Annotated in this window: 13 protein-coding genes; 11 read left to right on the forward strand and 2 right to left on the reverse strand. The window is 68.6% G+C overall.

Going from position 1 to position 12,774, the window contains the following annotated elements; genetic code table 11:
* Positions 1-50: 50 nt before the first annotated feature.
* Complete coding sequence (locus tag GY40_RS23075; RefSeq protein WP_038367528.1) at positions 51-845, reverse strand: invasion associated locus B family protein; 795 nt, start codon at positions 843-845, stop codon at positions 51-53.
* A gap of 289 nt (positions 846-1,134) precedes the next feature.
* On the opposite strand from GY40_RS23075, the gene GY40_RS23080 reads away from it, so the two are divergent.
* The 3 genes from GY40_RS23080 to GY40_RS23090 all read left to right on the forward strand — a co-directional run bounded on the left by GY40_RS23080 (position 1,135) and on the right by GY40_RS23090 (position 4,335).
* On the forward strand, positions 1,135-2,952 hold the full coding sequence (locus tag GY40_RS23080) for an extracellular solute-binding protein (RefSeq protein WP_051988443.1): 1,818 nt from the start codon (positions 1,135-1,137) through the stop codon (positions 2,950-2,952).
* Positions 2,953-2,962: 10 nt separating this feature from the next.
* On the forward strand, positions 2,963-3,976 hold the full coding sequence (locus GY40_RS23085) for an AMP-binding protein (RefSeq protein ID WP_038367529.1): 1,014 nt from the start codon (positions 2,963-2,965) through the stop codon (positions 3,974-3,976).
* 68 nt (positions 3,977-4,044) lie between these two features.
* Positions 4,045-4,335, forward strand: coding sequence for a hypothetical protein (locus GY40_RS23090; protein ID WP_038368674.1), 291 nt, complete (start codon positions 4,045-4,047; stop codon positions 4,333-4,335).
* Here GY40_RS23090 and GY40_RS23095 read toward each other — a convergent pair.
* The gene (locus GY40_RS23095) at positions 4,316-5,002 is read right to left on the reverse strand and encodes a ceramidase domain-containing protein (RefSeq protein ID WP_038367531.1); all 687 of its coding nucleotides are present in this window, start codon (positions 5,000-5,002) and stop codon (positions 4,316-4,318) included. The two genes, GY40_RS23090 and GY40_RS23095, sit on opposite strands and share 20 nt — an antisense overlap.
* 133 nt (positions 5,003-5,135) lie before the next feature.
* Here GY40_RS23095 and GY40_RS23100 point away from each other — a divergent pair, with 133 nt between their 5' ends.
* The 8 genes from GY40_RS23100 (at position 5,136) to glp (ending at position 12,737) form a co-directional block, all read left to right on the forward strand.
* Positions 5,136-5,468: a YARHG domain-containing protein gene (locus GY40_RS23100; protein WP_081925627.1), complete on the forward strand. Its 333-nt coding sequence runs from the start codon at positions 5,136-5,138 to the stop codon at positions 5,466-5,468.
* A gap of 128 nt (positions 5,469-5,596) precedes the next feature.
* Positions 5,597-7,108 (forward strand): helicase HerA domain-containing protein, encoded by a 1,512-nt coding sequence (locus GY40_RS23105; protein WP_038367534.1) that lies wholly within the window; start codon positions 5,597-5,599, stop codon positions 7,106-7,108.
* Between the two features lie 240 nt (positions 7,109-7,348).
* The gene (locus tag GY40_RS23110) at positions 7,349-8,383 is read left to right on the forward strand and encodes an aldo/keto reductase (RefSeq protein ID WP_038367536.1); all 1,035 of its coding nucleotides are present in this window, start codon (positions 7,349-7,351) and stop codon (positions 8,381-8,383) included.
* Between the two features lie 190 nt (positions 8,384-8,573).
* A complete protein-coding gene (locus GY40_RS23115) occupies positions 8,574-9,191 on the forward strand; it encodes an anthranilate synthase component II (protein WP_038367539.1) in 618 nt (205 codons plus the stop codon).
* Between the two features lie 16 nt (positions 9,192-9,207).
* The gene (gene trpD, locus GY40_RS23120) at positions 9,208-10,221 is read left to right on the forward strand and encodes an anthranilate phosphoribosyltransferase (protein ID WP_038367540.1); all 1,014 of its coding nucleotides are present in this window, start codon (positions 9,208-9,210) and stop codon (positions 10,219-10,221) included.
* Positions 10,222-10,232: 11 nt separating this feature from the next.
* On the forward strand, positions 10,233-11,045 hold the full coding sequence (gene trpC, locus GY40_RS23125; protein ID WP_038367541.1) for an indole-3-glycerol phosphate synthase TrpC: 813 nt from the start codon (positions 10,233-10,235) through the stop codon (positions 11,043-11,045).
* Entirely contained in the window at positions 11,042-11,524 is a 483-nt protein-coding gene (moaC, locus tag GY40_RS23130) for a cyclic pyranopterin monophosphate synthase MoaC (protein WP_038367542.1), read from the forward strand. Before trpC ends, moaC begins: the two co-directional genes overlap by 4 nt.
* 1 nt (position 11,525) lies before the next feature.
* The gene (gene glp, locus GY40_RS23135; RefSeq protein WP_038367544.1) at positions 11,526-12,737 is read left to right on the forward strand and encodes a molybdopterin molybdotransferase MoeA; all 1,212 of its coding nucleotides are present in this window, start codon (positions 11,526-11,528) and stop codon (positions 12,735-12,737) included.
* Positions 12,738-12,774: the final 37 nt, after the last annotated feature.

Below are 12,774 nucleotides of genomic sequence, written 5' to 3' on the forward strand. Positions count from 1 at the left end.
AAGGCCGACCCTTTCGGGCCGGCCTTTTCGATTCTCGACCTGTTGCCCGATCAGGGCTTCGGCGGCGTCGCCGGGGCAGTGCCGGGAGCAGGCGCGGCACCGGGAGCTGCGCCCGGGGCGGCGTTGGCGCCGCCGGCGCCGAGCCGCTGGCGCAGCTCTTCCTGGCGCTTCGCCACCTCGTCCTGAAGCTTCTTCTGCTGCTCCTCGAGCACCTTCGGGTCGATCGGCGCGCCGTCGAAGCCCTTGGCGAAATCGGCGAGCGGGATCTGGAAGGTCACCTCGCGGGCGCCCTGGTTCTGGACGCTGACGTTGAGGTTGGTGCCCTTCTTCATCGAATTGATGAAGTCGTCCTTGATCTGCGCCTCGGCGAAGCAGCCGTTCGGGAAGCAGATCGCATAGCGGCCGCCGACCGGCTGGGCGCTGTCGACACCGAAGCGGATGCCCGGCTGGAGCAGGAGGCCGAGCGGCATCAGGAAGCGCACGATCTTGTTCGGATCGCCCTTCACGTCATAGATCGCGACGGCCAGCACCGGCTGGTCCTGATCCGAGACGAAGTCGCGGGTCGTGTAGCAGATTTCCTTGTTGGCGGCCTGGTCCTTGCCGCAGACCTTGGTCCAGCTGGTCTGCTCCGGATTGGACTTGACCTGCACGACGGTGGGGCCGGCAGGCGCGGCAGCGCCGGGCTGCTGGGCGGGAGCGGCCGGCTGCTGGGCCGGGGCGGCCGGACGCGCGGGCGCCGGCCGCTGGGCCGGGGCCTGAGCGAAGGCCGCGATGGGCGAAAAGCCCACGGCCGCGCTGAGCACGAGCGCCAGGGCAGACGATGACAAGCGAAACGGAGCGGGCATTCCTTGCTTTTCCTCACAGGCGAATTCGGGATCACGACTTCGCAAGCCGCGTGCGTCACCGCCGGCGGCCCAATCGCATGGTTGCGCCGGCCACCGCAAGCCGTGCACATCAAGGGCGATTGAGGCGTTTGAATGACACCCGCCCTCGCCTTTAGCGAGTTCGCCCGCCCAATTCCAGCCCGAATAACTGCCTGACGAGCCCATCCCCATGCTATTCTTCGGCAGGGAATCAGGTCGTGCGATGGATTTGCCTCGATTAATCGTGACGCCGTCGCGTCGCGAATTCAGTTTGCTGCTTGCCTTGGGCTCCTTCGCCACCGCGTCGGGCAGGCCCGCTCGCGCCGATTCGGTTCCCGCAGGCCAAGCCATCGCCAGCCATGCGATCGCGATGCATGGCACGCCGGCCCTGCAGCCAGGATTCGGCCACCTGCCCTATGCCGACCCGAAGGCGCCGAAGGGCGGGCGCATCGTTTTGGGCATCCAGGGCACCTTCGACAGCCTCAACCCGCTGATCGTGCTCGGCGTCGCGCCCGACGCGGTCCCGAAATACGTCCAGCAGAGCCTGCTCTACCGCTCGGCCGACGAGCCCTTCACCGCCTATGGCCTCCTCGCCTCGCAGGTCGAGCTCGATCCCGACAGGACGATGCTTGCCTTCGAGATCGATCCGCGCGCAACCTTTTCCGACGGCAAGCCGGTCACGGCCGAGGACGTGCTCTTCACCTTCGAGATGCTGAAGACGAAGGGAAAGCCGTATCACCGCGCCAGCCTGTCCGGCGTCACTGGGGCGTCGGCGCCCTCGCCCCACCGCGTCGTCTTCGCGCTCGGCGACGGCGCCAATCGCGAATTGCCGCTGATGATCGGCGCCATGCCGATCTTCGCGAAGCACGCCACCGACGCCGAGACCTTCGGCGACACCAGCTTCAAGCCGGCGCTCGGCTCGGGTCCCTATGTCGTCAGCGAGGTCAGGCCCGGCGAATCGCTGACGCTGAAGCGGCGCAAGGATTTCTGGGCCGAAGAGCTGCCCGTGATGCGCGGCCTCTTCAACGCGGACGAGATCCGCTACGATTTCTATCGCGATTCCAACGCGCTGTTCGAGGCGTTCAAGGCCGGGCTCTACGATCTCCGGCTCGAAGGCGATCCGACCCGCTGGATGACGGGCTACGACATCCCGGCCGTCCATGACGGGCGCATCCGCCGCGAGACCCTGCATTTCGACACGCCGAAGGGCATGACTGGCCTGGTCTTCAACACGCGCCGGCCGATCTTCGCCGATATCCGGGTACGCGAGGCACTCGGGCTCCTGTTCGACTTCGAATGGGTCAACCGCAACCTGTTCCACGGCGCCTATCGCCGGGCGGGCAGCTTCTTCTCCGATTCGGACCTGTCGGCGCTGGGCGTGCCCGCCGATGCGCGCGAGACCGCGCTGCTCGCGGCCTTCCCCGGCGCCGTGCGCGAGGACATCCTCGCCGGAACCTGGCGGCCCTCCGAGACGGACGGCTCCGGCCGCGATCGCGAGCAGGCGCGCCGGGCGCTCGACCTGCTCAAGGATGCCGGCTTCACGCTGCAGGACGGCGCCCTGCGCAACGGCAAGGGCGAGCCCTTCAGCTTCGAGATCATGGTGACGAGCCGGCCGCAGGAGCGGCTGGCGCTGAACTTCGCGCAGTCGCTCGGCCGCCTCGGCATCGCCGCGCAGGTGCGGCTGATCGACGACGTGCAGTATTGGCGGCGACTGTCCGCCTTCGATTTCGACATGATCCAGTGGACCTGGCCCGCTTCGGCCTCGCCCGGCAACGAGCAGATCGGGCGCTGGGGCTCCGCCAATGCCGCGCGCCGGGGCTCGCTCAACTATGCCGGGGTCAAGTCGCCGGCCATCGATGCCGCGCTGCAAGGCCTGCTGAAGGCACGCGAGCGGGAGGATTTCGTCGCGGCGGCGCGCACGCTCGACCGGCTGCTGATCTCGGGCTTCTACGTGGTGCCGCTCTATTACCTCCCGGACACATGGCTCGCCCTTGCACGCGACGTCGTGCTGAGCGGCCGGCAGCCGGCCTATTTCCTGTCCACCGAAACGCTGGCGCGGCTTCCGGCCGCTCCGCCCGCGGCGAACTGAAGGACCGTCGATGCGGGCTGAACAGGACGAAGCCACCGCCTTGCTCGACGGGCTCGATCTCGACGCGTTGCTTTCGGCGCTGACCCGTGGGCGCGGCTATGAGGCAGCCCTGCGCGATCCGCCCGGCCGGCGCGGCTGGAGCGACGTCAACCCGGCCTCGATCAACTTCCTGCAGCTCGACCAGCGCATCGACCGGCTGGCGAGGCTGCTCTCGATCAACAAGGGGCAGCCCGGCGCGAGTGTCGCGATCCTGGCTCCGCTCGGCCCCGAGGCGATCGTTTCCATTCTGGCCTGCCTGCGCGCCGGTCTTTCGCCCCTGATGCTGCCGCTCCACGGCAACGAGCTCGAATTGCTCCGGCTGATCGAGGCATCGGACGCGGTGATGGCGCTCGGCGTCAGCCGGGTCGGTCCGCTGCGCCCCCTGCTGACGCTGCGGAATCTGGCGATGCGCGCCTTCAGCACCCGCTTCGTCGGCGGCTTCGGCCCCGATATCCCCGACGGCGTCGCACCGCTCGACATGCTGATGGCGAATGCCTCGCTGCATCCGCTGCCGACCATCACCGAGCGGCCGTCGCTCCAGGTCGTGGATGCGGCGACGATGGCCGGGCCGCTCGTCGTGCCCGAGCGCGACGTGCTCGGCAAGGCGCTGGAGCTGTCGCGGCTCTTGAAGCCGGTCACCTCCTCGCGCATCGTCACCACCCTGGTCGGGGGCGACCTCGCGGCGCTGGCCAGCGGGCCGGGCATGGCGATGCTGACGGGGGTCGAGCTTTTACCGCTCGGCCTGTTCAGCCTCGGCGACCTGCAGGCCTGCATCGAGGGCGGCCGCCATGTCCATCTCGTCCTGCCCGGCGAGATGGAGCCGGCGCTGGCGCATTCGCGGCTGGCGAGCCACCATGCGCTGGCCAGCGTCGTCTTCGTGCAACGGACCGGCCAAAGCGCCTATCCGGCGCTCGACAGGCCCGATCTCGCCATCGTCGACATCGATGCCCGCTCGGCGGCGGACATCACGGTTGCGAGACGTTAGAATCAGAGGCGGAACAGCGCCCGTATCTACGCGTTGATCAGGCCGGGCGCGCCAATGGAGAGTTCGCCATGCTCATCGTCAGCCTCGTTTCGCTTTCGCTCTCCTCCGGCCTGATGGTTCCCGTCGCCGATGGGCCGCCGAAGTTCAACATCGAGGCGACCTGTCGCGATGTCGGCAAGTCGAGCAACAGCGTCGGCGGCACGGTCAGCGCCTGCCGCACGGATGAGGAAAAGGCCCGCAACGACCTCACCGCGAAATGGTCGCAATACCCTGCCGCCAAGCGCAACACCTGCGTCGAGGGGGCGAAGCTCGGCGGGCCGCCGAGCTATGTCCAGGTCATCACCTGCCTGGAGATGTAGGCCCGGCCTCCGCGCCCCTGACTGCTTCACGGCCCGGAAGCGCCGCGCGCAGCAGACAATAGAGCACCAGCGCGTTCATGAGGTGCCAGAGCCAATGCGTGCCGATCGGCAGCGCCCCGCAGAGCGCGCCATCCGTGCTGCGCCATGTCAGCGAGACGGCGAAAGCGAGGCCGGCCAACGAGACGAGCCGCCGCACCCGGCCCAGTTCCGGCCGGCGCGGCAATGCGGCGGCGATGCCGAACAGCCCGAGCAGGAAGGCGGCATAGCCGGCGGAGCCGGCCATGATCGGCGGCAGCACGGCACGCCCGGCCCAGGACAGGGCCAGCGCAAAGCCGAAGAAGGCGAGCGTTCCGGCCGCGGTCACGGCCGGGGAAGCGCCGAGGAAGCGGCGCAGGGCAAAAGCGAAATAGCCGAAGGCGAAGAGCTGGATCGGCACGACATCGGCCGCCAGCGTCCAGCCATCGGGCATGGTGTGGAACAGGAATGAGCCGATGCCGATGGTCAGGACGAGCAGGATCAGCGCGAGCGTAGCGGCCTCGCCCCTGCCATGGCGCCGCCAGAGCCACAGAGCGCCGATACCGGCGATGAGAAACGCCGCATTCGTCACGGCGTTGAGCGGCTCGGCCCAGAAGCCAGCATCCAGCCTCTCGCAATAGCCGAATCGCATCCGCAGGGTTCCCGGTTCGAGCCTGTGCCAGCGGAGCCTGTCGCCATGACGCCGTCATGTCGCGGTTTCCCGCTTGTTTCGGGCGCCGGGCTTCTTCACAACGTCGCGAGAACCGGCTGAGGAGGATATCGCCATGCGCCGCTGCATTTCTTCGGGCCTGCCGCTCCGCGGCGCACTGGCCGGATCGGCCGTGGTTGGATCGGGCTTGGTTGGATCGGTCTTGGCGATCCTGCTGGCGGCCGGTCCGGCCCAGGCCCAGTCGGAACGCTGCGCCGACTTATGGACGTCGCGCAACGAGATCTACAAGGCGCGAGGCTACTGCTTCCGGACCCAGCGCGCGATCGACGCCTTCGGCAATGCCGGCTGCCAGTACGACGCGATCGAGGACGTGCCGCTCTCGGCCAATGACCGGCGCACGGTCGCCGACATCGTCCGGCAGGAACGGGAGCTGCGCTGCCCGCGCTGAGCTGACCTCACCCCACCGGCGATTGCCTGTGGAATGCAGCCCTGCCCTGCGCCCGGCGGGGACGAGGCCATGCTAGAAGCGCCGGCCGCGCTTCTGCGCACCATCATTCAAGGCGATTCACGACCGGCATGACGACGGCAATCGAGATGGGAACGACACGGACCGGCGAGCCCGGTCTCATCGATCTCGCCGAATTGCTGGCGACGCGCCTGCTCGTCCAGGGCAATTCCGGCTCGGGCAAGTCGCATCTGCTGCGGCGCTTGCTGGAGCAGAGCGCGCCGCTCGTCCAGCAGGCCATCATCGATCCGGAGGGAGACTTCGTCTCGCTCGCCGACCAGTTCGGCCATGTCGTGGTCGATGCCGAATGCGGCGAGGCGGAATTGCAGCGCGTCGCGCTGCGCGTGCGCCAGCACCGCGTCTCGGTGGTGCTGAACCTTGAGAACCTCGAAGCCGACGATCAGTTGCGCGCGACCGCCGCCTTCCTCGGCGGGCTTTTCGACGTCGACCGCTCGCTCTGGTTCCCGATGCTGATCGTGGTCGACGAAGCACAGCTCTTCGCGCCGGTGATGGCGGGCGAGGCCTCCGACGAGGCGCGCCGGCTCTCACTGGGCGCCATGACCAACCTGATGTGCCGGGGCCGCAAGCGCGGGCTCGCCGGCGTCATCGCGACCCAGCGCCTCGCCAAGCTCGCCAAGAACGTCGCGGCGGAAGCCTCGAACTTCCTGATGGGCCGCACCTTCCTCGACATCGACATGCAGCGCGCCGCCGACCTGCTCGGCATGGACCGGCGCCAGGCCGAGATGTTCCGGGACCTGGAGCGCGGCCAGTTCGTCGCGCTCGGCCCCGCTTTGTCGAAGCGCCCGCTGCCGATCCGGATCGGCGCGGTGAGTTCCGTCGACCGTGGCAGCGCGCCGGGGCTGATGCCCCTGCCCGAGCAGGCGCCGGAGGATGCCGGCAAGCTGATCTTCACGCCGGGCGAGGACGAGCCGCCGCCGATGGCCCGGCCGGTCCGCCCGGCTCCACGCCCGCGCCCGAATCCGAGCGAGGTGCTGCGCCAGATCGAGACCTATCGCCCTGCCCCGCTGCCGGAGCCCGAGCCGGAGATCGAGCTCGAGCCGGCGGAGCGCGAGGCGATCATGGCCGAGATCCTGCGCGAGCTGATGGCCGACCCCGAGGCGCGCTCGCGCCAGGTCGCGGTGCTGTATCAGGATTTCACCGTGCGCTGCCGGATGCGGCGACTCGGCCGGACCCATCTCAGCCTCGAGGAATTCCGCCGCAAGCTCGCCGTGGCGCGTGCCGGCGTGAACGACAGCATCGCAGCGAGCGAGGGCTGGCAAGCGGCGGTGGAAGCTTCCGGCACCTTGCCGGAGGACCTGCAGGGGCTGTTCCTGTTCATCGCGCGCACGGCGATCGAAGGCGGAACCTGCCCGAGCGACGCGGAGCTGGCGCGGGTCTATGGCAGCCATTCACCCAGCCGGGCGCGGCGGTTGCTCGGCTATATCGAGGAGCGCGGGCTGATCGTCTGTCATGTCGATTTCCGCGGCCAGCGCACGCTGGCCCTGCCGACGCTCGGCGTCGAGACCGCGCCGGGACTGGCCCAGCCGCGCACCGCCGGCATGCCGCGCAGCGCGCGCGGCTGAACCACCTTTTCTACAAAACCTCCAGCTCATCCCGGGCTTGACCCGGGATCCATCGTAAGGCTTCCAGCTCGACGATGGATCTCGGATCTCCGCTTCGCTGCGTCCGGGATGCCCCGCGCTCCGATGTCCGCCGCGTGGTGCGGGATCGATGACTTCAACTCACGAATGATGTTCCCCTGGACGGGCTAATCGCGCCGGCACGGCGCCTCCATGTTTGCGGCCTCACAGGAGATTCTGACCATGGACTATCGGCGTTTGGGCCATTCGGGACTGAAGGTTCCCGCCCTCAGCTTCGGTGCGGGCACTTTCGGCGGGCAGGGGCCGTTGTTCAGCGCCTGGGGCAATACCGACGCCCAGGAGGCTCGCCGCCTCGTCGACATCTGCCTCGAAGCCGGGCTCAACCTGTTCGACACCGCGGATGTCTACTCGAACGGCGCTTCCGAGGAGGTGCTCGGCGAAGCGATCAAGGGCCGGCGCGACAAGGTGCTGATCTCGACCAAGACCACCCTTCCGATGGGCGACGGCCCGAACGATGCCGGCTCCTCGCGCAGCCGGCTGATCAAGGCGACCGAGGATGCGCTGCGCCGCCTCGGCACCGACTACATCGACCTGCTGCAATTGCATGCCTTCGATGCCGGCACCCCGGTCGAGGAGGTTCTCTCGACGCTCGACGAGCTCGTCCGGGCCGGCAAGCTGCGCTATGTCGGCGTCTCCAATTTCTCCGGCTGGCACGTGATGAAATCGCTCGCTGCGGCCGAGCGTCATGGCTGGCCGCGCTATGTCGCGCATCAGGTCTACTATTCGCTCGTCGGGCGCGACTATGAATGGGAATTGATGCCGCTCGGCCTCGACCAGGGCGTCGGCGCCCTGGTCTGGAGCCCGCTCGGTTGGGGCCGCCTCACCGGCAAGATCCGCCGCGGCCAGCCCCTGCCCGCTTCGAGCCGCCTGCATGAGACCGCCGCATTCGGGCCGCAAGTCGAGGACGAGCAACTCTATGCCATCGTCGACATGCTCGACGCGATCGCGCAGGAAACCGGCAAGAGCGTGCCGCAGATCGCGCTCAACTGGCTGCTGCAACGGCCGACCGTGTCCTCGGTCATCATCGGCGCCCGCAACGAGCAGCAATTGCGCGACAATCTCGGCGCCGTGGGCTGGAACCTGACGCCGGAGCAGGTCGCGAGGCTGGACGCCGTCAGCGAGCGCCCTGCGCCCTATCCCTATTCCCCCTATCGTCGACAGGAAGGTTTCGCACGCCTCAACCCGCCTGCGGTCTGAGCTGCCTCTCAAAAAACCGAGCCCTCATCCTGAGGAGCGCCGCGAGGCGCCATTCCCAAGGGAATGGCGCCTCAGGATGAGGGCTCGGAATCTTGCCCGCCGACTTGGAACCTCGTCCGCGCCCCGCGCAAAACTTGACCACCCCGCCCCCGAACGTGCATGACCTCAAGCCGCATTCACAGGTCCGGCCATGCGCGTTCTGTTGATCGACAACTACGACAGCTTCACCTGGAACCTGGTCCACCTGATCGGTGGGCTGGGCGCCGAGGTCGATGTCTGGCGTAACGACGCGCTCACGGTCGAAGAGGCGCTCAACGGCGAGCACGACGCGATCGTGCTCTCGCCTGGCCCCTGCACGCCCAACGAAGCCGGCATCTGCCTCGATCTCGTGCGCGAGGGCGCCGGCGTGAAGCCGATCTTCGGCGTCTGCCTGGGCCTGCAGGCGATGGGACAGGCCTTCGGCGGCGATGTCGTGCGGGCGGCCCTGCCGATGCACGGCAAGGTCTCACCGATCAAGCACCGGTCGCGCGGCCTGTTTCGTGGCATCAACGGCCCTCTGCAGGCGACGCGCTATCATTCGCTGGTCGTCGACCGCGCCACCTGCCCCGCGGTCTTCGACATCGAGGCGGAGACCGATGACGGGCTGATCATGGCGCTGTCGCATCGCGAATTGCCGATCCACGGCGTCCAGTTCCATCCGGAGAGCATCGCCTCCGAGCATGGCGCCACGATCCTGCGGAACTTCCTCGATCTCGCCCAGCGATGGCGCAGCGAGCACGAAGCTGCCGCCCTGTCCCCATCCGCCTGATTTCCGCAGAGTTTCCATGGACGATTTCAAACCCTTCATCGCCAAGGTCGCCACCGGTGCGAGCCTCTCGCGAGAGGAGGCGCGCGACGCCTTCGACACGATTCTTTCAGGCGAAGTGACGAACGCGCAGTCCGCCGCCTTCCTGATGGCGCTGCGCGTGCGCGGCGAGACGATCGACGAGATCGCCGGCGCCGTCGGCGCCATGCGCGGCAAGATGATGCCGGTGAAGGCCCCGGCCGATGCCATCGACATCGTCGGCACCGGCGGCGATTCGTCGGGCTCCTACAATGTCTCGACGCTGGCCTCGATCATCACCGCCGCCTGCGGCGTGCCCGTCGCCAAGCATGGCAACCGCGCGGCCTCCTCGCGTTCGGGTGCGGCGGATGTGCTGACTGCGCTCGGCGTCAAGGTCGGGCTCGATGCCGCCGGCACGGAGCGCTGCATCCGCGAGGCCGGCGTCGGCTTCATGTTCGCGCCGACGCATCATGCCTCGATGCGCCATGTCGCGCCGGTGCGCACCGAGCTCGGCACGCGCACCATCTTCAACCTGCTCGGCCCGCTCTCCAATCCGGCCGGCGTCAAACGCCAGCTCGTCGGGGCCTTCTCCGAGACCTGGCTGGAACCGATGGTCAAGGTGCTGGCCACGCTCGGCTCGACCCGCGTCTGGGCCGTGCACGGTTCGGATGGGCTCGACGAGATCACCACCACCGGCCCGACCCGCGTCGTTTCGCTGGAGAACGGCAAGATCGAGAGCTTCTCGATCAGCCCGGCCGATATCGGCCTCGCCCTCGCCAAGCCCGAGGATCTGCGCGGCGGCACGCCCGAGCAGAACGCCGCAGCCCTCAATGCCGTGCTTGGCGGCGAGAAGACCGCCTTCCGCGACATCGCGGCCTTCAATGCGGCGGCGGGACTGCTCATCGCCGGCAAGGCGGGGGATCTGAAGGACGGCTTCGCCCAGGCCACGGCTGCGCTCGATTCCGGCAAGGCCAAGGCGGTGCTGGCGAAGCTCATCGCCGTCTCGAACGGCTGAGGAGGCTGGCCATGACCGACATCCTCGCGAAGATCGAAGCCTATAAGCGCCAGGAGATCGCCGCCGCCAAGGCTGCGATCCCACAGGCCGAGATCGCGCGCCGCGCGCGCGCCGCCGGCAAGCCGCGTGGCTTCGCCGACGCGCTCGCCGCCAAGGTCGCGGCCGGGACGCCGGCGTTGATCGCCGAGATCAAGAAGGCGAGCCCGTCCAAGGGGCTGATCCGCGCCGATTTCGATCCGCCGGCGCTGGCACGCGCCTATGCGGCGGGCGGGGCAGCCTGCATCTCGGTGCTGACCGACGCGCCCTCCTTTCAGGGCCAGCCGGAATTCCTGACGCAAGCGCGCGAGGCTTGCGGCCTGCCGGGGCTGCGCAAGGATTTCCTCTACGACCCCTATCAGGTCTTCGAGGCTCGCGCCTGGCGCGCCGATTGCATCCTGATCATCATGGCCGGCGTCGACGACGCCACCGCCCGGGTGCTCAACGACACGGCGCGCGAGCTCGGCATGGATGTCCTCGTCGAGATCCATGACGATGCCGAGCTCGACCGGGCGCTCAAGCTCGAAAGCCGGCTGCTCGGCATCAACAACCGCGACCTGCGCAGCTTCAACGTCGATCTCGCCGTGACCGAGCGGCTGGCGCCGCGCGTGCCGTCCGACCGCATCGTCATCAGCGAGAGCGGCATCTTCACCCACGCCGACATCCAGCGTCTCGGCAAGGTCGGCGTCGAGACCTTCCTCGTCGGAGAAAGCCTGATGCGGCAGGCCGATGTCGCGGCCGCGACAGCGCTGCTGCTCACCGGCAAGGCGCGCGAGAACGCGGCGTGAGCCGGCTCAGCCATCTCGACGCGCAAGGCCAGGCGCATATGGTCGATGTCGGCGACAAGGCCGAGACCGGGCGCATCGCCATCGCCGAAGGCTGCGTCGTGATGGCGCCGGAAACCATCGCGATCGTGCGCGACGGCAACGCCAAGAAAGGCGACGTGCTCGGCACCGCCCGGCTCGCCGGCATCATGGCGGCCAAGCGCACCCATGAACTGATCCCGCTCTGCCACCCGCTGCTGCTGAGTAAGATCGCCGTCGATCTCGAACTGGACGAGGCCCTGCCCGGCGTGCGCGTCCGCGCCGAGGTCAAGATGAAGGGCCAGACCGGCGTCGAGATGGAGGCGCTGACCGCCGTCTCCGTCGCCTGTCTGACCGTCTACGACATGGTCAAGGCCGTCGACCGCGCGATGCGGATCGAAGGCATCCGCCTGCTGCACAAATCCGGCGGACAATCCGGCGATTACGACGCCAAGGCGCTCTGACATGGCTCTCACCCCGGTCCCCGTCGCGCTCAAGGCCCTGCTCGACAGCGTTCCGGGGCCGACGGGCAGCGAGATGCTGCCCCTGCCGCGCTGCGCCTGGCGCGTGCTCGCGGCCGATGTGAAGGCGCTCCGCACCCAGCCGCCTTTCGCCAACTCCGCCATGGACGGCTATGCCGTCCGCGCCGCCGACATGGAAGCCGGCAAGCAACTCCGCGTGATCGGCGAATCCGCGGCGGGGCGGCGTTTCGACGGCAGCGTCCGCCCGGGCGAGGCTGTGCGGATCTTCACCGGCGCGCCGATGCCGGAGGGCGCAGACAGCGTCCTCATGCAGGAGAATGCCGATGGCGTCGGCAGCGAAACCATCACGGTGCGCGTGCCGGCCCATAAGGGCCAGTTCGTCAGGGCGGCCGGGCTCGATTTCCGCGAAGGCGACGTGCCGCTGACGGCCGGGCGCATGCTCGACAGCGCCGCGCTCGGGCTCGCCGCCGCGATGGGGCATCCGCAATTGCCGGTACGCTGCAAGCCGCGCGTCACCATCCTCGCCACCGGCGACGAATTGGTGGCGCCGGGCGAGCCGACCGGGCCGGACCAGATCGTCGCCTCGAACTCCTTCTCGCTGATGGCGCTGGTGGAAAAGGCCGGCGGCGAGGCGCTCGACCTCGGCATCGCCCGCGACGATCACGACGACCTCGCCGCGCGGATCGCCGCTGCCCGTGCCGCGGAGGCCGACGTGCTGATCACCCTCGGCGGCGCCTCGGTCGGCGAGCACGACCTCGTGCAGGAGGCGCTGAAGCGGGCCGGCATGAGCCTCGGCTTCTGGAAGATCGCGATGCGGCCGGGCAAGCCGATGATGACCGGTCGGCTTGGCCGGATGGTCGTGCTCGGGCTGCCCGGCAATCCGGTCTCGTCGATCGTCTGCGGCCATCTCTTCCTGCTGCCGCTGATCGAGGCGCTGCTGGGCATGGCCGATCCGGATCGTGACCGCAGCATTCCGGCGATTCTCGGAAAAGATATGCCGGCTAATGACGAGCGCGAGGACTATCTTCGCTCGGATCTTGCCCTGACGCCGGCCGGCTGGGTGGCGACACCGTTCGACAGGCAGGATTCCTCGATGCTGGGCACCTTGGCGCGCGCCAAGGCCCTGACGATCCGACCGGCCTATGCAGAGCCGGCTCACAAAGGCGATATCTGCCGCATTCTGCCGCTGCGGTAGCAGTCGCTTGCGGAACACAAGGCGAACAGTTATAGTG

Origin of the sequence: Allobosea sp. UNC402CLCol, assembly GCF_000745475.1 — a bacterium.
Lineage (GTDB): Bacteria > Pseudomonadota > Alphaproteobacteria > Rhizobiales > Beijerinckiaceae > Allobosea > Allobosea spartocytisi.